The sequence below is a fragment of the Bradyrhizobium sp. SZCCHNR1017 genome, from assembly GCF_032381375.1.
In the GTDB taxonomy this organism is placed as follows: Bacteria; Pseudomonadota; Alphaproteobacteria; order Rhizobiales; family Xanthobacteraceae; genus Bradyrhizobium.
Window position 1 is genome coordinate 474,989 of sequence record NZ_JAUHIR010000002.1, and the last position, 24,819, is coordinate 499,807.

Below are 24,819 nucleotides of genomic sequence, written 5' to 3' on the forward strand. Positions count from 1 at the left end.
CAATCACCGCCCACCGCCGCCGCCGCCACCACCTCCACCGCCGCCACCGGCCGTGGTCATCGCGCCGCTGTAGCGCGGATCGGTCTGCTTCATGTAGATCGGCGAGGTGTCGCGGCTCTGACGGCGCATGGCTTGCTGCACCTGGACCTCGGTGCCGCAGGCTGTCCAGGAGACGAGCTCACAGCCCGGCCACTGGAATTCACGGGCGCTTGCGTTCGTCACCAGCGAGCCAGCCGCCGTGGCGGCCATCAGGGTGAGCAGCGCGAGTTTCGATAGTCTCGACATGTTAACCATCCTTCGTTTCGGCGAGGCCGGAATGGTCCGCTTGCGAGGTTCGACGGCGGCTCGGAGAAGGGGGTTCGAGGACGTGGGCGTAAAAAATCGCCGGTCATTAGGGGGGCATGCTTGAACCCGAGCGTGGCTCATGGCGACGCGATGGTCTTGCCGCCACGCTCCATCGACACGGGTTGGTCCGCGCGGCGCATTGACCTGACTGCCGGGAGCTTGACCACGACGGGCGCGCGCAGCTAGGCACTGTCGTCGCTTGCCATCTCGCAAGAATGTCCCGCGAGCGGAGCTTTGCTGCCATGTCGCCGGTGTCCATTCGCCCGGATCTCGAGGTCGATCCCGCAACCGCCGATGCGATGCTTGCGCGCGCGGAGATCGACGCGCGGGTCGCTTCGGTGTCGCTGTTGCATGGTGGGGAGATCAGTGCCGTGTATGCGCTGGCTCTGCAAGGCAGCCAGCCGTCGCTGGTGCTGAAGATCTATCCTGACAGCATGAGCTGGAAGATGCGCAAGGAGGCGCGCCTGCTCGATCTGGTCCGGAACCGCCTGCCGGTGCCGGCGCCGCGGCTGCGCGCGGCGGACGCCTCGCGCGAGCTGATCGGCCTGGACTACGTGATCATGAGCCGGCTCGACGGCGATCCGCTCGGTCCTCTCGAACAAGCGCTGTCCGCGCCGGAGCGGCGTGAGGCTTTCGAGCAGGTCGGTCGATTGTCGCGTGCCTTTCACGACATCGCGATGGATGCGTTTGGCTACATCGGCGCCGACGGCATCATGTCGGGCCATGCCGACAATCGTAGCTATCTCACCTCTCAGTTCGAACGCAAACTGGGCGAATTCCGCAGCCGCGGCGGGCCGGCTGATCTCGCCGCGCGCATCGCGCGCCAGGTGGCCGACGCGAGTGATCTGTTCGCCGCCTGCGGCGCGCCGGTGCTGTGTCACAATGATCTTCATCCCGGGAACGTGCTTGCGCGCGTCACCGGGGGCCGGGTCGAGCTCACCGGTGTGGTCGATTTCGAGGGCGCGCTGGCCGGCGACCCGCTCAAGGATGTCGCCAAGGCGATCTACTATCTCTCGCCGGAGCAGCGCGAGGCGTTTCTGGGCGGCTATGGTCCGATGAGCCGAACGGAGATCGAGCCGACGCTCGCGATCTATCGTCTGCTGTTCTCGCTGGAGCTGTGGTGCTGGTATCGGCAGTTTGGGGCGGCCGAAAAGCTCGCGCCGCTCATCGAGGACCTCGACCGCCTTGTGAGCGGCTAGAGCATGATCCGGAAAAGTGGAAACCGGTTTTCCGAAAGGATCATGCTCAAACAAAGAGATCCGATCATGATGCGTTTCCTTGGAAACGCATCATGATCCAGGTCCGTTCGGCCAACGCTTGCCCGTCGGGCAAATCGGCATGTGAGCGTGGCGTTGTCGGCCCCGCGCAGGCTGCGGTTATGACTGCAATCATCGTCGCCGATGAAGAAAGTTCGCGAGCGCGGTCAATGTGATGGTCTCGTCCAGTCCGGAAGGCTAAAAGATTTCGCTTTCGCTTTTTCGGAATTTGTGATCTGATGCGCTCATCCCGTCCCACCGAAGGGGCGTTGCGCGCGATCGTCACGACACGCGGGGCGGGGAGCGGTGGCCGCGATCATGTCGCAGCGTGTCCGGAGGGATGCGCGGACGAACGGCATGGCGCGGACGTGAAGTCGCAGCGTGCTGGCACCCCGATGCTGGTGCTACGTCGCGACGGCGCTCGCGCGCCGCGCGGACAATGGTGGCCAGAAAGCCCGGCGCACCAGGCAGACTGCGTATAAGCGTGAAGACCATCGCGCAGGGAAGGCCGGGCGTTGTCCGGCTGCACCTGTGGTACCTGCCGCCTGCATTTTTTCTCGCAGGCGGGCCGCAGGCGTCAGCCGACGCCTGGCCTTCCCTGCGCCCTTCGCTTGAGGGGCGGTGACTATCGGGATCACTCGGGCGCGAAGGCGTCGCGGGAGGGCGTACTCATGTCTGTCGTTCGAGAGCGAAGTGATTGTTTGACGCGAGGGCCGTCGTCCCAAGCTCGTCATGCCCGGGCTTGTCCCGCCTGCGCGGCCGAAGCCGCTTCGGCGCGGCGAAGGCCCGGGCATCCACGTCGCTGCGTGCATGCCGATCGACGTGGATGGCCGGGACAGGCCCGGCCATGACGGATGAGAGAGGAGCGGCCATGTCGGCGCGCCGCCAAAAGGCGACAGCGCTAGATCGGCTTGCCTGCATACGGCATCGACGCGGTCAGGCCGCCATCCACCGGGAAGGCCTGGCCGTTGACGTAGGAGGCCTCGTCGCTGGCGAGGAACAGGCCCATTGCGGCGATCTCGTGCGGCTGGCCGGCACGCTTCAGCGGATTGAGCTGGCCGATCTTGCCTTCGGTGCCGCGCTCCTTGGCGCCGTCGAAGATCGGCTTGGTCATGCCGGTCTCGATCAGGCCGGGACAGACCGCGTTGATGCGAACGCCGGTGCCGGACAGCGAGTAGGCGGTGGTCTGCACCAGGCTGATGACGCCGGCCTTGCTCGCGGCATAGGGATGGCCCGAGGCGCCCGACTTCAGGCCCGCAACGGAGGCCGTGCAGACGATGGCGCCGCGCTGCTGCCGTACCATGTGCGGCATCGCGTATTTCACCGCGAGGAACGGGCCGATCAGGTTGATGCGCAGGATCTCCTGCCAGTGCTCGACGGTCTGCTCGGCGATCGGGATCAAGCCGCCGGAGATGCCGGCATTGGCCCAGATGACGTCGAGCTTGCCATAGGTCGCAACGGCGCGATCGATGAAGCCGCTGACGTCGGCCTCGGAGCCGGCGTCGGCCATCACGGCCTCCGCGATGCCGCCCTGCTGCTTGACGAGTTCGACCGTCTCCTTGACGCCTTCGCTGCGATCGACGGCGATCAGCCGCGCGCCTTCCCTGGTGAACATCAGCGATGCAGCGCGGCCGATGCCGCTGCCGGCGCCGGTGATGATGACGGATTTGCCTTCGAGGCGGCCCATGTTTCCTCCCTGCTTCAATTGTGATCAGTTGCGTGCCGCGCAACGGAATTCAAACGCCGTTTCAAACGTGCTGAGATCGCCAAGCGGCTTGAGACGATCTGGGCCTTCACGTACAGCGGGAGACGAGCGGAGGGAAGGGTCTGAGCGATGTCGGCTGATGGAACGAAACCTTCTGTCGTCACCACGCGCTGGTGGTGGGTGCGTCACGCGCCGGTGCGCAGCGACGGCGGCAACATCTACGGCCAGTCGGACATCGCCTGCGATACCTCCGATCGCGAGGTGTTCGAGGCGGTCGCGAAAATCCTGCCGCGCAGCGCGGTGTGGTATGCGAGCAATCTGATGCGCACGCATCAGACGGCGGAGGCGATCTGGGCCGCCGGATTCCCGCGTCCCGCAGCAATGATCAGGGAGGCCGCTTTTGCCGAGCAGCATCTCGGGCAATGGCAGGGCATGAACCGCGCCGCGTTCCTGGCCAGCCGTCCCGCGGGCAGCCACTGGTTCGCCGACATCGATGAGCCGGCGCCGGGCGGCGAGAGCTACATGGATCTGTACACCCGCGTGACAGCGGCGATTGCGCGCATCACGGTTTCGGAAGCCGGCCGCGACGTCGTCGCCGTCGGCCATGGCGGCACCATCAAGGCGGCTGTTGGCCTGGCGCTCGGCGGCCTGGTCGAGAAGGGGCTCGCCTTCGACATCGACAATTGCTCGGTGACCCGGCTCGACCACATCGTGGCCGGCGAGACGAGTACTTGGCGGCTGCCGATGGTCAATCAGCAGCCCTGGATCGCGGACGTCGCGCACCGCGCGATGCACCAGCCGGCCGGGCCGGAGGTGACGACGAGCAAGCTGGCGTGAAACGAGTAGTGAGTTGCTATGCGCGTCATTCAAAAATCTCGCCCGCCACACGGGCAGTGCACCCTCTTCCCTTGTGGGAGAGGGCGCAGTCACTGGCACCGCGGAAAAGTCTCGTGGACGTCGCCGTGCCAATTTCGAAACCGACAACAGCTAAATAAGTAGGAGGAACTCCCCATGACCCTGTTCGACATGACCGGCAAGGTCGCCGTCATCACCGGATCCACGCGTGGCATCGGGCTCGCCATTGCCGAACGCATGGCCGAGCACGGCGCCAAGGTGGTGATCTCCTCGCGCAAGGCCGATGTCTGCGACCAGGTGGCGCGCGAGATCAATGACCGCTTCGGTGCAGGCACGGCGGCGGCAGTCGCCGCCAACATCTCCAGCAAGGAGAACCTGCAGAACCTCGTCGACGAGGCCAACCGCATCTACGGCAAGATCGACGTGCTGGTCTGCAACGCGGCGTCGAATCCTTACTACGGGCCGCTCGCCGGCATCTCCGACGATCAGTTCCGCAAGATCCTCGACAATAACATCGTCGCCAACAACTGGCTGATCAGCATGGTCGTGCCGCAGATGATCGCGCGCAAGGACGGCTCGATCATCATCGTGTCGTCGATCGGCGGTCTGAAGGGCTCGACCATCCTCGGTGCCTACGCGATCTCCAAGGCTGCCGACATGCAGCTCGCGCGCAACCTCGCCTGCGAATACGGCCCGCACAATGTGCGCGTGAACTGCATCGCGCCCGGCCTGATCAAGACCGATTTCGCCAAAGCGCTGTGGGACAATCCGGAGAACCTCAAGGCCTCGACCGCGCGCTCGCCGCTGCTCCGCATCGGCATCCCCGACGAGATCGCGGGTGCTGCGGTCTTCCTGGGCTCCGCCGCGGGCAACTTCATGACCGGCCAGACCATGGTGATCGACGGCGGCGCGACGATCAGTTGAGGGGGACACACGGGTGTGGTGCGCGATGATGCCGCCACACTCTCAACTGTCGTCCGCCGGGACGACAGCATTTGCTGCGCGCCGCCCTCATTCCACCGCCGCGTACACCACGTCGCGCACCAGCGTGCGCAGATAGTCGCGTTGTCCGGGGGCCTGCGCCATGAACACGCAGAACAGCTCCTCCTTCGGATCGATCCAGAAGAACGTGCCGGCGATGCCGCTCCAGAAGAAGGTGCCGGGCGAGCCGGGGAAGGGGGCGATGCCAGCCTCGCGGCGCACCGCGAAGCCGAGGCCGAAGCCGTGACCGGGCGACAGCAGCGTGCCCTGCGTCTTCACATGGGGACCGAGGTGGTCCGACGCCATCAGCTCCAGCGTCTTGCGGCCGACCAGCCGGGTGCCGTCGAGGCTGCCCTTGCCGAGCAGCATCGCGCAGAACCGGGCGTAGTCCATCGTGGTCGCCACCAGCCCGCCGCCGCCGGATTCCATCAGCGGCTGCTCGGTCATCTTGAACAGATTGACCGCCTCGCCGGTCCACGGGTCCTTGGCGAACGGCTCGGCCAGCCGGCCAGCATTCGCCTCGGCGGTGGAGAAGCCGGTCTCCTTCATGCCGAGCGGCTCGAGGATGCGCTCGGAAAGGAAGGGGCCGAGCGTCTGGCCCGAGACGACCTCGATGATGCGCCCGAGGATGTCGGTCGAGCGGCTGTAGTTGAACTCGGCGCCCGGCTGGCAGATCAGTGGCAGGCCGGCGACGATCGTCGCGTGCTCGGCGTTGGTGATCTTGCGGCTGCGCACTCGCGATTGCTGGTAGAGTTGGTGCACCGGCCCGGTGCCGGTGTGCTCATACGCCAAGCCCGAGGTGTGGCGCAGCAGGTCCTGGACCGTCATCGGCTGGGCGACCGGGACAAGCTCCAGCTTGCCGCCGGTCTCGACGCCCACTTTCTGCTCGCCGAATTCCGGGATGAACTTGGCGACCGGGTCGGACAGCAACAGCTCGCCGTCCTCGACCAGCATCATGATCCCGAGCGAGACGATCGGCTTGGTCATCGAGAAGATGCGGAAGATCGAATCCGGCCGCATCGGCGTGTCGGCGTCGGGCGCTTGCCGGCCGATGGCGTCGAACCAGCCGATCCGGCCGCGGCGGCCGACCAGCAGGGTGGCTCCGGGGATGGTTCCCTTGTCGGCCTCGCGCTTGAACGCATCCGAAGCTCGCTGCAGCCGAGCCTGGGACAGGCCCAGCGCCTCGGGGCGGTCATCCGGCAGCGGCGGCGTCAGCGAGCGGAGCGCGGAAAGGTGCGCGCTGGATGCGGCAGTCGGCGGGGTCATGGGCTCTCCCTGAAGTCCTGTTGTCGGTTTGCATCAAGTCTGGCGCGGAAGTTGTGGTCTGACCAGTCGATTTGCCCCATTGCACCCTTGCATTCGGGGGGAGGTCTATGCTTCAAAGCGCGCGAACCGGCGACACTGTCCCGGCTCGCTAGGAGTGTAGCTCAATTGGTAGAGCACCGGTCTCCAAAACCGGGGGTTGGGAGTTCGAGCCTCTCCACTCCTGCCAGCGAGATCAAGCACTTAAGCCAAAAATGGACGAGACAGGTGAGGTCGGGGCCCGCAGCGCGCGAGCCCCGAATGCATTTCGGCGACCTCTTATTGTTTCACATAAGGGCAGTTGCCGTCCTTCATCGGCCGGAACACCTGGTCGCCGGGCACCTCCGCCAGCACCTTGTAATAGTCCCACGGGCCCTTCGACTCTTCGGGCTTCTTCACCTCGAACAGGAACATCGAGTGCACCATGCGGCCATCCTCGCGCAGGATGCCGTTGTCGGTGAAGGCGTCACGCACCGGGGTCTCGCGCATCTTCGCGAGCACCGGCTTGGTGTCGCGGGTGCCGGCGGCCTTGACGGCATTGAGATAGTGCAGGGTGGCGCTGTAGGTCGCGGCCTGGTTCATGGTCGGCATCCGCTTCATGCGCTCGAAGAACGTCTTGCCGAACGCGCGGGTGCGGTCGTTGAGGTCCCAGTAATAGGCCTCGGTGATGATCAGGCCCTGCGCCAGCTTCAGGCCGAGGCTGTGGATGTCGGAGATGAACATCACGATGCCGGCGAGGTTCTGGCCGCCGGCGACGATGCCGAACTCGGCGGCCTGCTTGATGGTGTTGATGGTGTCGCCACCGCCGTTGGCCATGCCGATGATCTTGGCCTTACTGGCCTGCGCCTGCAGCAGGAAGGACGAGAAGTCCTGGTTGTTGAGAGGATGCCGGGCGCTGCCGACCACCGTGCCGCCGGCGGCGCGCACGACGTCGCCGGTGTCGCGTTCGATCGAATGGCCGAACAGATAATCGGCGGTGATGAAGAACCAGGTATTGCCGCCGTTCTTGACGATCGCGCTGCCGACCGTGTGCGCGTTTCCATAAGTGTCGTAGGTCCAGTGCACGGTGTAGGGCGAGCAGGACTTGCCGGTGATGTCGGAGCTCGCGGCATCCGTCACGATCATCAGCTTCTCGAACTGCTTCGACATCTCCATGCCGGCCAGCGCGGTGGCCGAGGTCGGCATGTCGATCACCATGTCGACGGCCTCGTTCTCGTACCATTTGCGCACGATCGCGGCGGCGATGTCGGCCTTGTTCTGCGGGTCGGCGCTGATGACCTCGATCGGCTTGCCGAACATGCTGCCGCCGAACGCCTCGACCGCGAGCTTGGTCGCCTCGAGATTGCCCTGGCCGCCAATGTCCGAATAGACCGACGAGAAGTCGCCGAGCACGCCGATCTTGAGCGGGGCTTGTGCACAGGCAGGGACGGCGGTGAGAGCGAGAGCGGCAAGACCGAGAGCAGCAAGGCTGACGGCGGCAAGGCGCGTCCGTCCCTTGCGCGGGGCAAAGGTCATGGGTTTCCTCCGGATTGTTCTCGTGCGGACGAGAATGAGCGGGTGGCGCAGGCCCGGCAAGAGCAGGAGCCGCTCCACCGCGGGCATTTCGTCGCGGCAACTGCTCAACCTGCCGTGGTGCGGAAATGGCCTGCCGCGGCACGAAAAGCCGCGTTGTGGCGGACCAGGCGGGGGCCTGACGCGGGAATGGCCGCCGACGCCCGGCATGCCCATATCTTGACCTTTGGCCGGCCCGACAGTAGATATCTTGGCAACCTGCAGCCGGCCCGCGATAAAAGCGGATATCCGGCGCGGCTTTTCACTCCCCGAACAAGCGAGCCCGTGGATTCGGCTCATCTCTCCGACAAGAGGGTGGGCCAAGGACGGCTGTTCGGTTTTCCCAGTCAACTCTTCAATCGTCCGATGACGGACGCGGACCCCTGACGATGGCTACCAGCCCGTTCAAATTCCTGCAGGAAGTGCGCTCGGAGACCGCCAAGGTCTCGTGGCCGAGCCGTCGCGAGGTCACCATCACCACGATCATGGTGTTCGTGATGGTGGCGCTGGCCTCGGTGTTCTTCTTCGCCGCCGATCAGATCATCCGTTATCTCATCACCCTCGTGCTGGGCATCCACTGATGGCAACCGCAACGCAAAGCTCCGACAAGCGCTGGTACATCGTCCACGCCTATTCGAACTTCGAGAAGAAGGTCGCGGAGTCGATCCGCGAGCAGGCCAAGCAGCGCAATCTCGAGGACCTGTTCGAGCAGGTGCTGGTGCCGATCGAGAAGGTCACCGAGGTGCGCCGCGGCCGCAAGATCGACGCCGAGCGCAAGTTCTTCCCCGGCTACGTGCTGGTGAAGATGAAGCTGACCGACGAGGCGTTCCACCTGATCAAGAACACGCCCAAGGTGACCGGCTTCCTCGGCGCCGAGAACAAGCCGATGCCGATCTCCGAAGGCGAGGCGATGCGCATCCTGAACCAGATGCAGGAAGGCGTGGAGCGGCCGAAATCCTCGGTGTCGTTCGAGATCGGCGAGAACGTCCGCGTCGCCGACGGCCCGTTCGCCTCGTTCTCCGGCGTGGTCGAGGAAATCGACGAGGCCCGCTCGCGCGTCAAGGTCGCGGTGTCGATCTTCGGCCGTGCGACGCCGGTCGAACTGGAATTCAACCAGGTCGAGAAGATCGTCGGTTAAGGGCCGGGCTGCCGGCTCTCTCGGCGTCCCGGGCTTTCCTTTTCGTCCGATCTCGTGTATCGGGCGCGCTTCGCTCCCCGAACGGGGGGCGATTTCGTTCGTGGGAGGCGTGACCGGCTTTGCCAGCCGGGCCAAGCGCGCCGGACCACGGTCCCAAACCTCGCCTGACGGGTTTTGTCGCCCCAAGGCGTTGCGTTCGCATCAGGCAGAATCGCGAACGCATTGGAGAGTCATAATGGCAAAGAAAGTAACCGGTTACCTGAAGCTTCAGGTTCCGGCCGGCGCGGCCAATCCGTCGCCGCCGATCGGCCCGGCGCTCGGTCAGCGCGGTCTCAACATCATGGAGTTCTGCAAGGCGTTCAACGCCCAGACCCAGAAGGAAGAGAAGAACACCCCGATCCCGGTGGTCATCACCATCTATGCGGACCGGTCCTTCACCTTCGAGATGAAGACCCCGCCGATGTCCTACTTCCTCAAGCAGGCCGCCAAGATCCAGTCGGGCTCCAAGGCCCCGGGTCGCGACAAGGCCGGCAAGGTGACCAAGGCGCAGGTGCGCGAGATCGCCGAGAAGAAGATGAAGGACCTGAATTGCGACTCGATCGAGTCGGCCATGAAGATGGTCGAGGGCTCCGCCCGCTCGATGGGTCTGGAAGTTGCGGGGTAAGGCGCCATGGCACTCGGAAAGCGTTTGAAGAAGGCCCGCGAGGGCATCGATCGCACCAAGCTCTACCCGCTTGCTGACGCGATCAAGATGATCAAGGAGCGGGCCGTGTCGAAGTTCGACGAGACCATCGAGGTCTCGATCAACCTCGGCGTCGATCCGCGCCACGCCGACCAGATGGTCCGTGGCGTCGTCACGCTGCCGAACGGCACCGGCCGTACGCTCCGCGTCGGCGTGTTCGCCCGCGGCGCGAAGGCCGAGGAAGCCAAGGCCGCCGGCGCCGACGTGGTCGGCGCGGAGGACCTAGTCGAGAAGGTGCAGAACGGCAATATCGACTTCGACCGCTGTATCGCCACCCCCGACATGATGCCGCTGGTCGGCCGTCTCGGTAAGGTGCTCGGTCCGCGCGGCATGATGCCGAATCCGAAGATCGGCACCGTAACCATGGACGTCACTGGCGCCGTCAAGGGCGCCAAGGGCGGCTCGGTCGAGTTCCGCGTCGAGAAGGCCGGCATCATCCAGGCCGGCGTCGGCAAGGCCTCGTTCGCCGAGGACAAGCTGGTCGAGAACATCAAGGCGCTGGCGGATGCGGTGGTGAAGGCCAAGCCGGCCGGCGCCAAGGGCACCTACGTCCAGCGCGTCGCCGTGTCTTCGACGATGGGCCCGGGCGTCAAGGTCGAGCCGGGCACCTTGCTCGCGTAACACCTTCGGACATCGTCAGCATTCAGTGGGGCGGGATCGGCAATCGATCCCGCCCTTCGCATTTCCGCACCCCAAGTGAGCGGCACGCCCGCTGCAAAATTGCAGCCGGGCCGGCGCAAAACACAACGAGGCTCAGCCCCGGGCGCCTTCGGATGTCCGGGCCTCGGATCGCATGCTGGGCCTCGCAGCCGCCAGCAGCTTGCCGATCTCGGGCTTGCAGGCGCCGCAATTGGTCCCGGCCTTCAGACGTTGGCCGACGGCCTCGACGCTCCCTGCGCCGTTCTGGATCGCCGACGAGATCTGGTTACGACCAATGCCGAAACAGGAGCAGATGACCGCACCGATGTCGTCGGCGGCCGCCAATGGCTGGCCCGCGAGCAGGGCGTTGCGGGCGTTCGGTGACAGCCGCTGCTCGGCAAACAGGCCGATCAGCCACGACCGCGATCCCAGCCGCTGGTCGGGCGCGACGAAGACGCAGCCCTGCAGCCGGCCATCCGATACGCCTGCGTAGCGGAACCGGCCGGCGGCCGGGTCGCGATACGCAATCCAATCGATCTCCGTTCCGGCGATCCCAAGCTGTTCGGCGGCCCACTCGCGCCAACTCGCAGGCCGCTGGTCGAAGGCAAGCTCGAGCCGGAAACACGCTCCGACCTTGCCCTGCACCCAGTACTCGCATGGCGGACGGCGGATCTCCTGCCGGCTCAGGATGAAGACGTGCCAGTTCGGCGCATAGGGCTCCGCCTTCACCGGCGTATGCTTGGACTCGGGCTGACCCGACAGCGGATCAGTCGCGGGATTGACCAGCGCGTTGACACGGCCAGCGCCGGCGAACTCCTCGTTCCAATGCATCGGAACGAACACGCAGCCCCGCCGCTGCTCGGTCGAGATCGCGACGCGCGCCACCATCTTGCCCCAGGGGCTCGTAAGCCGCACCAGCGCCTCGTTCTCCAGACCGGCCAGGCGCGCATCCTCGGGGTGGAATTCGGCGCAAGGCTCGAAGACGTGCGCGAGCAGCCGCGCGGATTTTCCCGTCCGCGTCATGGTGTGCCACTGGTCGCGAATGCGCCCGGTGTTCAGGACCAGCGGATAGTCGCGGCTGGTGGCGTTCCGCGCCGCTCGGGGCGTGACAGCCACGAAACGGGCTCTGCGATCCCCGGTGAAGAATTGCCTGTTCTCGAACATCCGCGCCGTGCCGGTCGGAAAATCCCGCGTCACGGGCCATTGGATCGGCGCCAGCGCCTCATAGGCGCGGCTGTCGAGCGTGCTCAGCGCCGAGATGTCGAAGTCGCGCGCGCCATTGTTCTCGAAGCCGGACAGCGCCGCGTGCTCGCGAAAGATCTCGGCCGCGCTGCCATACTCGAAACCGGCGAACCCCATCCGCTGGGCGACGTCGCAAATGATGCGCCAATCCGCGCGCGCTGCGCCTGGCGCGGGCAGGAACGCCCGCTGCCGCGAGATCCGTCGCTCCGAATTGGTGACTGTGCCGTCCTTCTCACCCCAGGCGAGCGCGGGCAGCAGGACATCGGCGTGCCGGTTGGTATCGGTGTCGCGCATGCAATCGGACGCGACCACGAACGCGCAGCGATCCAGCGCGGCACGAACCCGATCGGCGTCGGGAAGGCTGACCACGGGGTTGGTCGACATGATCCAGACTGCCTTGATGCGGCCATCGGCAATCGCATCGAACATCTCGACCGCCTTCAGCCCCGCTTTTGGCGCGACCACCGGTGACCGCCAGAATCGCTTCACCAGCTCGCGGTGCTCGGCATTCTCGATATCGAGATGCGCGGCGAGCTGGTTGGCCAGGCCGCCCACCTCGCGGCCCCCCATCGCGTTGGGCTGGCCGGTCAGCGAGAACGGTCCCATGCCGGGACGGCCGATACGGCCAGTCAGGAGATGGCAGTTGATGATCGCATTGACCTTGTCGACCCCGCTGCTCGACTGATTGACGCCCTGGGAATAGAGCGTGACAACGCGCTCCGTCTTCGCGAACCATGAAAAGAACAGCTCGACCGCGCCCTCGCTCAGCCCGCAGGCCGCCGCGGTCTCGGCGACTGTCTGCCGGCCGGCGACCTGCAGCGCCGATTCAACGCCGCTGGTGACCTCACTGACAAAGCCGTCGTCCGCATAGCCGCCGCGTGCGAGATAGGCGAGCAGGCCGTTGAACAACACCGCGTCACTTCCGGAACGCAGCGGCAAATGCAGGTCGGCGCCTTCGCAGGTCGCGGTCCTCCGCGGATCGACAACGACGATACGGCAGCCGGGATTGTGCTCCTTGGCCGCCAGCATGCGCTGGTGCAGCACCGGATGGCACCACGCGGCGTTGGAGCCGACCAGGACCAGCAGGCCGGCCTGCTCAAGGTCCTCGTAGCAGCCCGGAACGGTGTCGCTGCCGAACGCGCGCTTGTGGCCCGCGACGCTCGACGCCATGCACAGGCGCGAATTGGTGTCGATGTTCGCGGTCCCGACGAAGCCCTTGGCGAGCTTGTTGACGACGTAATAGTCCTCGGTCAGCAACTGCCCCGAAACATAGAATGCGACGGCATCCGGTCCATGGTCGCGGATGATTTCGGTGAAACGGCTCGCGACGAGGTCGAGCGCCTCATCCCAGCCGGCTGCCCGTCCGTTCACGACCGGCTCGAGCAGACGTCCCCCGAGATCGATCGTCTCCGCCAGCGCCGATCCCTTGCCGCACAGCCGGCCGAGATTGGCGGGATGCTGCGGATCGCCGCGGACGCTGATGGTCCCTGAGTCGTCCCGATCGGCGACGACGCCGCAACCGACGCCGCAATAGGGGCATGTCGTCCTGACGCTCATGCGATACCGTTCAGGCCGCGGCCGTCTGCTGCAGGGACAACCACACCACGCCATCCTCGACCTTTGCGGGATAGGATGGCGTACAGCCCTGGTCGGGTGCCACGGCCTGTCCGGTCGCGAGCTCGATGACGAAATTGTGCAGCGGGCATGTCACGCGGCGGTTGTGGACGATGCCCTGCGACAAGGGGCCTGCCTTGTGCGGGCAGCGATCGTCCAGCGCGAACACCTCGTCACCATCGGTGCGGAAGACCGCGATGTTGCCGCGCGGCGTGCGCACGACGCGCGAGCCGAGCGGGGGAATGTCGTCGAGCGGGCCGACTTGAAACCAGGTGGTCATGCGAGCTCCAATTCAGCCATCGGCGTAAACTCGTTGCGATCGACGCCGCGACGGGCGCGCGCCGCCCATGGATCGCTCTGCGAGAATTGCTGCGAATAGGCGAAGCGTTCAAACAGCGCCTTGCGGTTCTTGACGTCCTCGACCACCTGCTTGTGGATGTTGTCGAAGCCGACGCGGTCGCACCATTTGTACATCCGTTCCAGGTACCAGCCCTGCTCGCGATAGAGCTGGGTCAGCGCGACGATGATCTCGAGCGCCTCGTCCTCGGTCGCGGTCTTGGTCAGGAATTCCGTGCCCTTGATGTGCAGGCCGGCGGCGCCCGCAAAATGGATCTCGTAGCCTGAATCGACGCAGATCACTCCGACATCTTTGCAGGTCGATTCCGCGCAGTTGCGCGGGCAACCGGAGACGGCGAGCTTCACCTTCGCGGGCGTCCATGATCCCCACATGAACTTCTCGATCTTGATGCCGAGGCCAGTGGAGTCCTGGGTGCCGAAGCGGCACCATTCCGACCCGACGCAGGTCTTCACGGTGCGCAGACCCTTGGCATAGGCGTGGCCGGAGACCATACCCGCATCGTTGAGATCGGCCCATACCGCCGGCAAATCTTCCTTCTTCACCCCGAGCAGATCGATACGCTGTCCGCCGGTCACCTTGACGGTCGGGATGTTGAACTTGTCGGCGACGTCGGCGATCGCGCGCAATTCGCCGGGCGTGGTCACGCCGCCCCACATCCGCGGCACCACGGAGTAGGTGCCGTCCTTCTGGATGTTGGCGTGAACGCGCTCGTTGATGAAGCGGGATTGCTGGTCGTCGCGATACTCGCCGGGCCAGGTCGCGAGCAGATAGTAGTTCAAGGCGGGCCGGCAGGAATGGCAGCCGTTCGGCGTCTTCCAGTCCATGAACCGCATGACAGCGGGGATCGACTTCAGTTGCTGTTCGATGATGACGCGCCGGACGTCGTCATGGCTGTGGTCGGTGCAGGCGCAGACCGGCTTCACCTTGGGCGCCGCCGAGTAGTCGCCGCCGAGCGTGAACGCCAGCACCTGCTCGACCAGGCCGGTGCACGAGCCGCATGAGGACGACGCCTTGGTATGGGCGCGCACGTCGTCGAGCGTGAACAGCTTCTTTTCGCTGATCGCCTTGACGATCGCGCCCTTGCAGACTCCGTTGCAGCCGCAGATTTCGGCCTCGTCGCTCATGGCGGCAACCGAGTTCTGTCCGCCGTGGCCACCGTCGCCGAGATGCGCCGAGCCGAACACCAGACGTTCGCGCATGTGGGAGACATCGGTGCCGTCGCGCATGTGCTGGAAATACCAGGGCCCGTCGATGGTGTCGCCGTACAGCACGGTGCCCACGATCTTCTTGTCGCGCAGGATGATCCGCTTGTAGACGCCGCGATTGGCATCCTGCAGGACGATCTCCTCCTTGTCGGGTCCCGGCGCGAAGTCGCCGGCAGAGAACAGGTCGATGCCCGTGACTTTCAGCTTGGTCGAGACCACTGACCCGTCATAGGTGGCGAATCCCTTCATCGCCAGATGATTGGCGCAGACCTTCGCCTGGTCGAACAGCGGCGCCACCAGACCATAGGTCTGACGGCGGTGCTGCACGCATTCGCCGACGGCGTAGATGCGACCGTCATAGGTCTGCATCGTATCGGAGACCACGATGCCTCGCTCGCAGTACAGCCCGGCCTTCTTTGCCAGTTCGATATTGGGACGGATGCCCACGGCCATCACCACGAGATCGGCCGCGACCTCGGTGCCGTCGGTGAAGCGGACGCCGGTGACGTGCGTTTCGCCGAGGATGGCCTGCGTCTGCGCCGGCATCTTGAACTCCAGCCCGCGCTCCTCCAGCGATTTGCGCAGCATGCCGCCGGCGACCGGGTCGAGCTGGCGCTCCATCAACGTGTCGAGAAGATGCACGACCGTGACCTTCATGCCGCGCTTCATCAGACCATTGGCGGCTTCGAGGCCGAGCAGGCCGCCGCCGATCACGACCGCGTGGCGATGTCGCGTCGAGGCTTCGACCATGTGCTCGACGTCCTTGATGTCGCGGAAGCCGATGACGCCGGGCAGGGCGGCGCCGGGGACCGGAAGAACGATCGGGCTCGAGCCGGTCGCGATCAGCAACCGATCATAAGGATAGCGTTCGCCAGTTTCGGTGACCACCTCGCAGCTCCGGCGGTCGATCATCGTGACCGTCTCGCCCTTGCGCAGGGTGATCTGGTTGTCCTCGTACCACTGCTCCGTGTTCAGCATGATGTCGTCGACGGTCTTCTCGCCCGCGAGCACCGGCGACAGCAGGATGCGGTTGTAGTTGCCGTAGGGCTCGGCGCCGAAGACGCTGATGTCGTAGAGATCAGGCGCCCGTTCCAGCAGTGCCTCCACCGTGCGAATGCCGGCCATGCCGTTGCCGATCACCACCAGTTTCTGCTTGATCGTCTTGTCGAGCATGGTCTGCCTTTCGAATGCCAGCGACATCCAGCGGCGACGCGAACGGGCATCGGCCCATCGGTCGCTGTGGTCATGTTTGAATTTTGGGGGAGGCCCAACTGCGGGCAGAGCTGATCGTCGCCAATGACGGTCGCGAGCCAACTAATTCAAATCTCGTGCCATTCGGGTCGTCGCCGGAAATCGCGGTAATTCAAGGGTTGAGCCGCCGCTTGCGCGCGCCGCTGGCGACACCTGCGCTCAAATAGTAGCCGCGGCAGATCAGATTATGTGCATCCTCGATGGAGGCCCTTCCGTTCGAGTACCGATCGCGTCGGCTTCGGCGGGCGCTCAAAAAGCCATCAGTGTGCGCGCGGTGCAGGCGGGCTCTGCGTTCATGTTGAGCATCAGCGATCCGTAGAACTGCGGCTTCGAAGTCCCAAGCGCCGGTACGGGTTGAGAAAAACGTGAATCACCAAAGTTGGTGCGAAACTTGCTGAAAGGCGGGCAGGACCGGGCGTATCTCAACGACGAGACCGCCGCTCAACTCACCCGACAATTTGTCCCTTTTACGCAGCTCCTGCCGAGCCTGCTCGCGCGCGCCTGCGTCACGAGGTTTGAGACCATGAAGCTCGACGACTTCAAGAAGGCCGGTCATTGGCCGACACTGCTGGCTGCTTTCCTCTATTTCGACATCAGCTTCATGGCCTGGGTCGCACTCGGACCGCTGATCGTCTATGTCGCCCGCGACATGAATCTTGCGGTCAACGAAAAGTTCACGCTGGTCGCGATCCCCGTGCTGGCAGGCGCGCTGCTGCGTGTTCCCATGGGCATTCTGGCCGACATCATCGGCGCCAAGCGCACGGGCGTGATCGCGCAGCTGGTGGTCATGACGGCGACCGCCTGCGTTGCCTATTTCGGACTCCCCAGCAAGCTGGCCGTCGAGCTGTTCGGCGTCGTGCTCGGCATCGGCGGCGCCTCGTTCGCCGTCGCGCTGCCTCAGGCCAGCCGCTGGTATCCGCCGCAGTATCAGGGCATCGTGATGGGGATCGCAGGGGCCGGAAACATGGGCGTCGTGCTCGACACGCTGCTCGCGCCGACCATCGCCGAACATTGGGGCTGGCAGGCCGTTTTCGGGGTGCTGCTCATCCCGATGGTCATGGTCCTGATCTACTACATCGTCGCCGCGAAGGATGCGCCCGGTGAACGCAAGCCGGTCTCGCTCAAGGCCTATGGCGGCCTGCTGCGCGATCCCGACAGCCGCTGGTTCATGTTCTTCTACTTCATCACCTTCGGCGGCTTCGTCGGCCTCGCCAACGCCCTGCCGCTGTACTTCTCGGTGCAGTATCATGTCTCCGGAGTGGCGGCCGGATTGCTGGTGGCGCTGATCGTCGCTTTCGGCTCCGGCTTCCGTCCGGTGGGCGGTCTCATTGCGGACCGGATCGGTGGCATCCGGTCGCTCTCGATCCTGTTTGGCATTGTGGTCGCCGCCTATGTCGTGATCGCCTTCATGCCGGAAGGGCCGGCTGCGCCGACCCAGGCGGGCTGGGAGCTCATGAACATGCCACGCATTGCGTGGATTTCGGTGCTGTTGTTCTCGGTCGGCGTGCTCGCGCTCGGGATGGGCAACGGCGCGGTGTTCCAGCTCATTCCGCTGCGCTTCCGCCACGAGATCGGCCTGATGACCGGTCTCGTCGGCTGCGCAGGCGGCATCGGCGGATTCTTCCTCGCCCAGGCGCTCGGCACGGCCAAGGGAATGACCGGCGGATTCGGCGCCGGCTTCCTGTTCTTTGGTTTGCTGGCATTGCTCGGCTTCGTCGGACTTGCCATGGTCAAGGTCCGTTGGCGCACCACGTGGGGCGCCGTTTCCGGCGCGCGCGTCTGACCCGACGCGCCGTCGCTCCATAGGCAAGGTGTTCAGGCGTGGCCGGCGCGCATCGCAATCTTCAGGTTCGCGTCGGCTTCGCTAGCGAGACCGGCAAGCGACCGAACAATGAGGATTACGTCGGCGCCCGCCTTGGCCTGCAGGGGGCGACGGATCGCGATATCGTCGCCGCCGTCGCCGACGGCGTCGGCGGCCACAAGGGTGGGCGCGAGGCGGCGGAGCTCGCCGTCCGCGGCTTCATCGATGCCTATCATTCTCTGCCCGAGACGGCGGGCGTGCGAAGCCGAGCCGCGCGTGCGCTGGAAGCCATCAATAGCTGGATCCATGCGCAGGGCCGCGTCGACCCCGAGTTGCATGGAATGAGCTGCGCCTTCTCCGCGGTGGTGCTGTCGCGGCGAACCTGCCACGTCGTCCACGTCGGGGACACTCGCGTCTACCGCCTGAGCGAAGGGCGCCTCGAGCGTCTGACGACCGACCATGTCGCGGGCCGCGCTGACCTTGCCCACGTTCTCAACCGGGGCATCGGTTTCGAGCAGTTCGCCCGCTTCGACTACACGACGCTCGGCATGCGTCAGCACGACCGGTTTCTGATCTGCAGCGACGGCATCCACGGCATCCTGCCGGATTCGCGCCTTCAGGAGATCCTCGCCGAGCGCACGCCCCCGGACGATTCCGCGCGCGGGATCGTCGCCGCCGCGCTCGCGGCCGGCAGCAATGACAATTCGACGGCGCTGGTGCTCGACGTCGTCGATCTTCCGCCCGCTGACCGCGACGAGCTCACCGGTTCGATCTCGTCCCTGCCGATCGGCGAGCTGCCTTCGCCCGGTGACGTGATCGACGGATTCCGGCTTGGCGAACTCCTGTCCGATGGCCGCTACTCCCGGCTGTTCAAGGCGATCGACGCGGGGCAGGGTGACCGGGAGGTCGTCCTGAAATTTCCGCATCCGCGCGTCGCGAGCGAAGGTTCGTTCCGCCTGGCGTTCATTCGCGAAGCCTGGGTCGCCGCGCGTGTGCGCAGCATCTGGATCGGCGAGATCATCGAGCTTCCCGTCGAGCGCCAGACCCGGCTCTATTCGGCAATGCCATTCTACGCGGGGGAGACGCTCGAGCAGCGTCTGAACCGGCCGCCCCGATTGTCGCTTGCGGAGGGCACCGCGATCGCGACCAAGCTCGTGCGCGCGGTGGTGGCGTTGCACCGGGCCGGCATCATCCATCGCGACATCAAGCCGGACAACGTGATCCTGCTCGAGAACGGCGGCTTGCGCCTGATCGATCTCGGGGTCGCGCGCGTGCCGCGGTTCGAGGACTTTCCGGCCGAGGATATTCCGGGGACCCCGAGCTACATGGCGCCGGAGCTGTTCGCCGGTAAGCCGGGTGACGAAGCGTCCGACCTGTTCGCCCTCGGCGTCACCGTCTACCGCATGTTCACGCGCTCTTATCCGTTCGGCGAGATCGAGCCGTTCTCGCGCCCGCGCTTCGGCAAACCGGTGCCGATTTCACGCTACCGACCGGAACTGCCGGCCTGGCTCGACGCCGTGATCGGAAAGGCGTTGAACGTCGATCCTGCACAGCGTTACGGTGATGCCATCGAATTCGCCCACGAGTTGGAGAACGGTGCGTCATGGGCGGGTCCGGCGATCGCCAAGCGTCGCTCGCTTCACGACCGCAATCCGCTGTTGTTCTGGAGGATGCTCTGCGCGCTTCAATTCATCATCATCATCATTCTGCTGAGCCTGCTGACGCGACACTGAGTGGCGACGTGCGACCGCCCGAATAGGTAATCCCGATGCCCGAGAAGGTCCTGATCTATTCCCGCCTGCCGAAGTCGCTGACCCAGCGCTTCGCCGATCGCTTCGAGCTGCTCGACAGCGGCGGCAAGCCGGCGCACGAGGTGTTTCCGGCGGACGAGGTCGCGCGGATCCGGGCGCTGATCACGGCCGGCGGCACGCCGCTGGGGGCCGACGACATGGACCGGCTGCCGGCGCTCGGGGCCATCGTCTGTTACGGCACGGGCTATGATGGCGTCGACCTGAAGGCGGCCGCGGCGCGCAATATCGTGGTCGGCCATAGTCCCGGCGCGAACGCTGCAGCGGTCGCCGATATCGCGCTCATGCTGATGCTGGCGAGCGTGCGGCGGTTGACGGCGGCGGATTCCTATGTGCGCACCGGTGGCTGGGTGGAGGCCCGGCCGTCGCCGCTGTTGAAGCCGCCGCCTGGTCTGTCCGGCTGCAAGGTCGGCGTCTACGGGATGGGCGAAATCGGCCGCAAGATCGCCGCGCGCGTCGCCGCTTTCGAGACCGAGGTCGGCTATTTCAGCCGCACGCGCCACGACGATCTGCCGTATCAGTATTTTTCAAGCCTTGATGCCTTGGCCGAATGGTGCACCGTGCTGATGATCGCGGTCCGCGCCGGCGCGGAGACCACGCACGTCGTCGATGCCGATCTCCTGAAGAAGATCGGGCCCGACGGCCATGTCGTCAACATCTCGCGTGGCTCCGTGATCGACGAAAGGGCGCTGCTTTCAGCGCTGAAGGACGGCATCATCGCTGGCGCCGGGCTCGACGTATTCGAAACCGAGCCGCACGCCCCGGATGGGCTGACGTCGTTGCAGAACGTGGTGGTCACGCCGCATATCGGCGGCAACACCCGCGAGTCTCACGTGGCGATGCAGGAATGCGTGGTGGCCAATCTCACGGCGTTCTTTGCAGGGGAGCCACTGCCGTTTCGGGTCGGATAGGCAAGCGCAGATGGCGCTCCCCCAGCACCGCAACGCCAAACGCGCAGACCGCAGATAAGTTCCACGCGTGGTGCAGAAATATTCTGACGCACTGCACGCCTCTGTGAATTGCGAGTGATTTTCAAACGCTTCTAAGTTCCTCTCCTGCAATTCAGGAGAGCGGCATGGCGGCGTTCACCCTCAAGATCAACGGGCGCGAGCATCAGATCGACGTCGACCCGAATACGCCCTTGTTATGGGCGATCCGGGACAATGCCGGGCTGACCGGCACCAAATACGGATGCGGCGTGGCGCAGTGCGGTGCCTGCACCGTGCATCTCGACGGCCAGAGCGTTCGCTCCTGCTCGCTGCCGGTGTCGGCGGTGGGCAAGAGCGAGATCACCACCATCGAAGGGCTGAGCGGCAAGGAAGGTGCGGCCGTGCAGAAGGCCTGGGCGGCACTCGACGTGCCCCAATGCGGCTACTGCCAGTCCGGCCAGATCATGAGCGCGGTCGCGCTGCTCGGCCTTAATCCCAAGCCGACCGATGAGGACATCGATCTCGCGATGAACGGCAACATCTGCCGCTGCGCCACCTATGTGCGCATCCGCGCTGCCATCCATACCGCAGCCAAGACGTTGGAGGGCTGATCATGAATGTGCATATGAAGCCCGCCACGTCCGCTCCGACATTGTCCCGCCGCTCGCTGCTGAAGGCGGGAGCGGGGCTGGCGCTCGCCACCTATGTCGCCCGCAATGGTGTCGCTTACGCGCAAGACGCGGCGAAGTCCGTCAACATCGCGCCGAACACGTTCCTTGTGATCGGCCAGGACGACACCGTCACCGTTCTCTGCAAGCACATCGAGTTCGGGCAGGGCCCGTTCACCGGCATGGCCACGCTGGTGGCCGAGGAGCTCGATGCCGATTGGTCGCAGATGCGCGCCGATCATGCGCCCTCGAATCCGGTGCTCTACAAAAACCTGCTGTTCGGGGTGCAGGGTACCGGCGGCTCCAGCGCAATCGCCAATTCCTACGAGCAGATGCGCAAGGTCGGCGCTGCCGCGCGCGCGATGCTGGTGGCCGCGGCCGCCGACGAATGGAAGGTGCCGGCTGAGGAGATCACGGTCGACAAAGGCATCGTCAGACATCCCTCCGGCAAGCAGAGCGGTTTCGGCGCGCTGGCCGCCAAGGCGATGCAACAGCCGGTGCCGGCGAACCCGCAGCTCAAGGATTCCTCCGCCTTCAAGCTGATCGGCAAGGAAGGCGCTGTAACCCGGCTCGACAGCGTGGCGAAGTCGAACGGCTCGGCCGAGTACACGCTCGACATCAAGGATCCGGGGACGTTGACCGTGTTGGTGGCGCGCTCGCCGCGGTTCGGCGGCACGGTGGCGTCGTTCGACGCGTCGGCGGCCAAGGCCGTGTCGGGAGTGGTCGACGTCAAGGAGGTGCCGAACGGTGTAGCCGTCTATGCCGAGGGGTTCTGGCCGGCGAAGACGGCACGTGACCTTCTCAAGATCACCTGGGACGACAGCAAGGCGGAGACGCGCGGCACGGCGCAACTGCTGGAGGAGTTTCGCGCCCGTGCGAAGAAGCAGGGCGCCCTGGTGAAGCAGGAGGGCGACGTTGACGCCGAGATCGCCAAGGGCGGCAAGCTGATCGAGACCGAGTTCGTCTTTCCCTATCTGGCCCATGCGCCGATGGAGCCAATCAACGCCTTCATTCACTGGAAGGGCGATACCGCCTCGGCGCGCTATGGCAGCCAGTTTCCGACGCCTGATCACGCCGTGATCGCGCAGGTGCTTGGGCTCGACATCGCCAAAGTCGATCTCAAGACGATTCTCGCCGGCGGCAGCTTCGGCCGGCGGGCGCAGCAGTCGACCCACGTCGCCATGGAGCTGGCGCAGGTCGCCAAGGCGATCGGGCCGGGACGTCCGGTCAAGCTGGTGTGGACCCGTGAGGATGACATGCGCGGCGGCTACTACCGACCATTCAGCCTGCACCGAATGCGCGGTGTGGTCCGCGACGGCAAGATCGTGGCGTGGTCGGATACGATCGTCGGGCAGTCGATCATGAAGGGCTCGCCGTTTGAGGCGATGACCATGAAGAACGGCCTCGATTCGACGGCCTATGAGGGCTCCAACGAGATCCCTTACCAGGTGCCGAATTTCCGCTGCGACCTGCATCAGGTCGATGTCGGCGTGCCCGTGCTGTGGTGGCGCTCGGTCGGCCACACCCATACTGGCTACGCCGTCGAGGCGTTCGTCGATCAGTTGCTCGAAGCCGCCGGCCAGGATCCTGTGGAGGGACGACTGGCGATGATGGCCGACAAGCCGCGTCACGCCGGTGTGCTCAAGGCGGTCGCCGAGCTCGCGGACTGGAAGGGCGCCAAGCTCGAGGCGGGCCGCGCCCGCGGCGTTGCCGTGGTCGAGAGCTTCAACACCTACGTCGCCCAGGTGGTCGAGCTGTCGATGGGGGCCGACGGACCGGTCGTGCACAAGGTGTGGTGCGCTGTCGACTGCGGCGTCGCAGTCAATCCCGACATCATCCGCGCCCAGATGGAGGGCGGCATCGGCTTTGCGCTCGGCCACATCCTCTATGCGCAGCAGCCGCTCGACGAGGGACGACCGGTGTCGGGCAATTTCGACACCTACCGCTCGCTGCGCATCCACGAGATGCCGCAGATCGAGGTTGCGATCGTGCCGTCGACCGAGAAACCCTCGGGAGTCGGCGAGCCCGGCGTGCCGCCGCTGGGACCTGCCGTCGCCAACGCCATGGCCAGGCTGGGTCTGCCGCGCCCGACCCAACTGCCGATCCGGCCGGGAGACACCGCATGAGCCCGTTCAGAACGGCGACGATGGCGCTGCTCGCTGGCAGCCTAGCTGCGGTTGCGATCGTAGCCCTGCCGGCACTGCGGCGCGCCGATGCGGCGCCCGAGGCCACGCACGTCGCCGGCGGGCTCAAGCCGGTGGCGGACTTCGCCAGGATCAAGAGCAAGGACGAGCGCGCCGTGGCGCTGTTCGAAGAGGCCGGCAAGGTGCTGCAGTCGCCGCGATGCATGAACTGCCACCCGGCCGGCGACCGGCCGACCCAGACCGATAGGATGATTCCGCATCAGCCGCTGGTGGTCCGCGGCGAGGCTGGCATGGGTGCGCCCGGCGGGCTCGCCTGCACGACCTGCCACCACGAGGCCAATTTCGACGCGGCGCGCGTGCCCGGTAATCCCAAGTGGCAGCTGGCCCCGATCGAGATGGCTTGGCAGGGCAAGTCGCTCGGCCAGATCTGCGCACAGATCAAGGATCCAAATCGCAACGGCGGCAAGACCATGGCGCAGCTGATTCACCATATGGCTGAGGATGAGCTGGTCGGCTGGGGCTGGAATCCGGGAGCTGGGCGGACCCCGGCCCCGGGAACCCAGAAGCAGTTCGGCGAGCTGATCAAGGCCTGGGCCGACGCCGGAGCGGCCTGTCCGAAGGGCTGAGGCGGGATTGTGCCCCTGCGCGTGCAATGCCCCGTGGCCCTGATGAGCGCTGCCGACATCCGGGGTTTCCGGCAGAGCACGTGAGACCCCGCATGTCGCTATCGCCGACGCGCGTCCCGCGCGCCGGCTGTCGCTCATCCGGGCGACGGGGCTCCCACCCGGCTCCACGGCATGGCCCAACTGGTGCGATTTTTGCTCTTGGGGTCTTGGCAAGTCGCAATGGACCCGTTAAAGAACCGGCTTCCAGGCGGGCCGGCTGTTGCTGGCGCGCCTGTGCGCGCATTCCGAAAGTTGAGAGGAGCCAGCATTCCTTTTGAGGATATCCGTTTGGATTTCTCGGAAGGAAGAAGGATCTTTCTGCTCTCGAATGCCGCAGGGGAGGTCGGTTCGCCGATCACTCCGAATCCTGTCCGAGACTGCAGGCGCCGGCGCGGAAATCCAGTTTCCTCAATGGCTTAATCATCCAGCCTGCATAGACGGGTGAAGACCGGATTTCGGCATGTCCACTGCCTTTGTCGTGGTGGCATGCAGGTTTGGTTCGAACCTCGACACTCCGCGGGCTCTCAGGGCTTTCGGAAGGGCAGGCTATTCATCGCCGTTTTGCCTTTCGTGTCCTCGGGTTCTTCCGTCCGGAGGTCAGGTTTGGTGGGACGGCGGGT

The 24,819-nt window shown here is 65.5% G+C and carries 20 protein-coding genes and 1 tRNA gene; 14 read left to right on the plus strand and 7 right to left on the minus strand.

The window, feature by feature from the left end; translation table 11 throughout:
• Positions 1 to 3: 3 nt before the first annotated feature.
• Positions 4 to 285: a hypothetical protein gene (locus tag QW863_RS07750; protein ID WP_315714586.1), complete on the minus strand. Its 282-nt coding sequence runs from the start codon at positions 283 to 285 to the stop codon at positions 4 to 6.
• 302 nt (positions 286 to 587) lie between these two features.
• Here QW863_RS07750 and QW863_RS07755 point away from each other — a divergent pair, with 302 nt between their 5' ends.
• A complete protein-coding gene (locus QW863_RS07755; protein WP_315714585.1) occupies positions 588 to 1,544 on the plus strand; it encodes an aminoglycoside phosphotransferase family protein in 957 nt (318 codons plus the stop codon).
• Between the two features lie 958 nt (positions 1,545 to 2,502).
• Here QW863_RS07755 and QW863_RS07760 read toward each other — a convergent pair.
• Complete coding sequence (locus QW863_RS07760) at positions 2,503 to 3,288, minus strand: SDR family oxidoreductase (RefSeq protein WP_315714584.1); 786 nt, start codon at positions 3,286 to 3,288, stop codon at positions 2,503 to 2,505.
• Between the two features lie 147 nt (positions 3,289 to 3,435).
• Here QW863_RS07760 and QW863_RS07765 point away from each other — a divergent pair, with 147 nt between their 5' ends.
• Positions 3,436 to 4,143 carry a histidine phosphatase family protein gene (locus tag QW863_RS07765; RefSeq protein WP_315714583.1) on the plus strand — a complete coding sequence of 236 codons (708 nt, stop codon included), beginning with the start codon at positions 3,436 to 3,438 and terminating at the stop codon, positions 4,141 to 4,143.
• 174 nt (positions 4,144 to 4,317) lie between these two features.
• Positions 4,318 to 5,085 carry an SDR family oxidoreductase gene (locus QW863_RS07770; RefSeq protein ID WP_315714582.1) on the plus strand — a complete coding sequence of 256 codons (768 nt, stop codon included), beginning with the start codon at positions 4,318 to 4,320 and terminating at the stop codon, positions 5,083 to 5,085.
• A gap of 87 nt (positions 5,086 to 5,172) precedes the next feature.
• On the opposite strand, the gene QW863_RS07775 is transcribed toward QW863_RS07770, so the two are convergent.
• Complete coding sequence (locus QW863_RS07775) at positions 5,173 to 6,408, minus strand: serine hydrolase domain-containing protein (protein ID WP_315714581.1); 1,236 nt, start codon at positions 6,406 to 6,408, stop codon at positions 5,173 to 5,175.
• A gap of 150 nt (positions 6,409 to 6,558) precedes the next feature.
• On the opposite strand from QW863_RS07775, the gene QW863_RS07780 reads away from it, so the two are divergent.
• A tRNA-Trp gene (locus tag QW863_RS07780) sits at positions 6,559 to 6,634 on the plus strand.
• An 89-nt stretch (positions 6,635 to 6,723) separates the two neighbouring features.
• Here the strand turns inward: QW863_RS07780 and QW863_RS07785 are convergent.
• The gene (locus QW863_RS07785; protein WP_315714580.1) at positions 6,724 to 7,959 is read right to left on the minus strand and encodes an ABC transporter substrate-binding protein; all 1,236 of its coding nucleotides are present in this window, start codon (positions 7,957 to 7,959) and stop codon (positions 6,724 to 6,726) included.
• Positions 7,960 to 8,384: 425 nt separating this feature from the next.
• On the opposite strand from QW863_RS07785, the gene secE reads away from it, so the two are divergent.
• The 4 genes from secE (at position 8,385) to rplA (ending at position 10,496) form a co-directional block, all read left to right on the plus strand.
• Entirely contained in the window at positions 8,385 to 8,576 is a 192-nt protein-coding gene (gene secE, locus QW863_RS07790; RefSeq protein WP_006611822.1) for a preprotein translocase subunit SecE, read from the plus strand.
• Positions 8,576 to 9,133, plus strand: coding sequence for a transcription termination/antitermination protein NusG (gene nusG, locus QW863_RS07795; RefSeq protein WP_284423110.1), 558 nt, complete (start codon positions 8,576 to 8,578; stop codon positions 9,131 to 9,133). Before secE ends, nusG begins: the two co-directional genes overlap by 1 nt.
• A 235-nt stretch (positions 9,134 to 9,368) precedes the next feature.
• On the plus strand, positions 9,369 to 9,797 hold the full coding sequence (rplK, locus tag QW863_RS07800) for a 50S ribosomal protein L11 (RefSeq protein WP_012045056.1): 429 nt from the start codon (positions 9,369 to 9,371) through the stop codon (positions 9,795 to 9,797).
• 6 nt (positions 9,798 to 9,803) lie between these two features.
• Complete coding sequence (gene rplA / locus QW863_RS07805) at positions 9,804 to 10,496, plus strand: 50S ribosomal protein L1 (protein ID WP_315714579.1); 693 nt, start codon at positions 9,804 to 9,806, stop codon at positions 10,494 to 10,496.
• A 132-nt stretch (positions 10,497 to 10,628) separates the two neighbouring features.
• Here rplA and QW863_RS07810 read toward each other — a convergent pair whose 3' ends face one another.
• Genes QW863_RS07810 through nirB form a run of 3 tightly spaced genes read right to left on the minus strand, consistent with a single transcriptional unit; the run spans position 10,629 to position 16,106 of the window.
• A complete protein-coding gene (locus tag QW863_RS07810; protein ID WP_315714578.1) occupies positions 10,629 to 13,313 on the minus strand; it encodes a molybdopterin-dependent oxidoreductase in 2,685 nt (894 codons plus the stop codon).
• A gap of 10 nt (positions 13,314 to 13,323) precedes the next feature.
• Positions 13,324 to 13,650, minus strand: coding sequence for a nitrite reductase small subunit NirD (gene nirD, locus QW863_RS07815; RefSeq protein WP_315714577.1), 327 nt, complete (start codon positions 13,648 to 13,650; stop codon positions 13,324 to 13,326).
• Positions 13,647 to 16,106: a nitrite reductase large subunit NirB gene (gene nirB / locus QW863_RS07820; protein WP_315714576.1), complete on the minus strand. Its 2,460-nt coding sequence runs from the start codon at positions 16,104 to 16,106 to the stop codon at positions 13,647 to 13,649. Before nirB ends, nirD begins: the two co-directional genes overlap by 4 nt.
• 601 nt (positions 16,107 to 16,707) lie before the next feature.
• Between nirB and QW863_RS07825 the strand changes: the two genes are divergently transcribed.
• The 6 genes from QW863_RS07825 (at position 16,708) to QW863_RS07850 (ending at position 24,160) form a co-directional block, all read left to right on the plus strand.
• The gene (locus QW863_RS07825; protein ID WP_315714575.1) at positions 16,708 to 17,967 is read left to right on the plus strand and encodes an MFS transporter; all 1,260 of its coding nucleotides are present in this window, start codon (positions 16,708 to 16,710) and stop codon (positions 17,965 to 17,967) included.
• A gap of 38 nt (positions 17,968 to 18,005) precedes the next feature.
• Positions 18,006 to 19,718, plus strand: coding sequence for a bifunctional protein-serine/threonine kinase/phosphatase (locus tag QW863_RS07830; protein WP_315714574.1), 1,713 nt, complete (start codon positions 18,006 to 18,008; stop codon positions 19,716 to 19,718).
• 35 nt (positions 19,719 to 19,753) lie between these two features.
• Positions 19,754 to 20,704, plus strand: a complete 951-nt coding sequence (locus QW863_RS07835) for a 2-hydroxyacid dehydrogenase (protein WP_315714573.1) — start codon at positions 19,754 to 19,756, stop codon at positions 20,702 to 20,704.
• A 164-nt stretch (positions 20,705 to 20,868) separates the two neighbouring features.
• On the plus strand, positions 20,869 to 21,333 hold the full coding sequence (locus tag QW863_RS07840) for a (2Fe-2S)-binding protein (protein ID WP_315714572.1): 465 nt from the start codon (positions 20,869 to 20,871) through the stop codon (positions 21,331 to 21,333).
• 2 nt (positions 21,334 to 21,335) lie between these two features.
• Positions 21,336 to 23,516 carry a xanthine dehydrogenase family protein molybdopterin-binding subunit gene (locus QW863_RS07845; protein WP_315714571.1) on the plus strand — a complete coding sequence of 727 codons (2,181 nt, stop codon included), beginning with the start codon at positions 21,336 to 21,338 and terminating at the stop codon, positions 23,514 to 23,516.
• The gene (locus tag QW863_RS07850) at positions 23,513 to 24,160 is read left to right on the plus strand and encodes an Isoquinoline 1-oxidoreductase subunit (protein WP_315714570.1); all 648 of its coding nucleotides are present in this window, start codon (positions 23,513 to 23,515) and stop codon (positions 24,158 to 24,160) included. Before QW863_RS07845 ends, QW863_RS07850 begins: the two co-directional genes overlap by 4 nt.
• The last annotated feature ends 659 nt before the right edge of the window (positions 24,161 to 24,819 follow it).

Bases quoted from the DNA above. Each gene is read 5' to 3' on its own strand.
- QW863_RS07825 (WP_315714575.1), top strand. From the start codon at position 16,708: ATGAAGCTCGACGACTTCAAGAAGGCCGGTCATTGGCCGACACTGCTG.
- QW863_RS07845 (WP_315714571.1), top strand. From the start codon at position 21,336: ATGAATGTGCATATGAAGCCCGCCACGTCCGCTCCGACATTGTCCCGC.
- nirD (WP_315714577.1), bottom strand. From the start codon at position 13,650: ATGACCACCTGGTTTCAAGTCGGCCCGCTCGACGACATTCCCCCGCTC.
- QW863_RS07760 (WP_315714584.1), bottom strand. From the start codon at position 3,288: ATGGGCCGCCTCGAAGGCAAATCCGTCATCATCACCGGCGCCGGCAGC.
- QW863_RS07750 (WP_315714586.1), bottom strand. From the start codon at position 285: ATGTCGAGACTATCGAAACTCGCGCTGCTCACCCTGATGGCCGCCACG.
- QW863_RS07755 (WP_315714585.1), top strand. From the start codon at position 588: ATGTCGCCGGTGTCCATTCGCCCGGATCTCGAGGTCGATCCCGCAACC.
- QW863_RS07810 (WP_315714578.1), bottom strand. From the start codon at position 13,313: ATGAGCGTCAGGACGACATGCCCCTATTGCGGCGTCGGTTGCGGCGTC.
- rplK (WP_012045056.1), top strand. From the start codon at position 9,369: ATGGCAAAGAAAGTAACCGGTTACCTGAAGCTTCAGGTTCCGGCCGGC.
- QW863_RS07850 (WP_315714570.1), top strand. From the start codon at position 23,513: ATGAGCCCGTTCAGAACGGCGACGATGGCGCTGCTCGCTGGCAGCCTA.
- nusG (WP_284423110.1), top strand. From the start codon at position 8,576: ATGGCAACCGCAACGCAAAGCTCCGACAAGCGCTGGTACATCGTCCAC.
- QW863_RS07770 (WP_315714582.1), top strand. From the start codon at position 4,318: ATGACCCTGTTCGACATGACCGGCAAGGTCGCCGTCATCACCGGATCC.
- QW863_RS07765 (WP_315714583.1), top strand. From the start codon at position 3,436: ATGTCGGCTGATGGAACGAAACCTTCTGTCGTCACCACGCGCTGGTGG.
- QW863_RS07775 (WP_315714581.1), bottom strand. From the start codon at position 6,408: ATGACCCCGCCGACTGCCGCATCCAGCGCGCACCTTTCCGCGCTCCGC.
- QW863_RS07785 (WP_315714580.1), bottom strand. From the start codon at position 7,959: ATGACCTTTGCCCCGCGCAAGGGACGGACGCGCCTTGCCGCCGTCAGC.
- QW863_RS07840 (WP_315714572.1), top strand. From the start codon at position 20,869: ATGGCGGCGTTCACCCTCAAGATCAACGGGCGCGAGCATCAGATCGAC.
- rplA (WP_315714579.1), top strand. From the start codon at position 9,804: ATGGCACTCGGAAAGCGTTTGAAGAAGGCCCGCGAGGGCATCGATCGC.
- nirB (WP_315714576.1), bottom strand. From the start codon at position 16,106: ATGCTCGACAAGACGATCAAGCAGAAACTGGTGGTGATCGGCAACGGC.
- QW863_RS07835 (WP_315714573.1), top strand. From the start codon at position 19,754: ATGCCCGAGAAGGTCCTGATCTATTCCCGCCTGCCGAAGTCGCTGACC.
- secE (WP_006611822.1), top strand. From the start codon at position 8,385: ATGGCTACCAGCCCGTTCAAATTCCTGCAGGAAGTGCGCTCGGAGACC.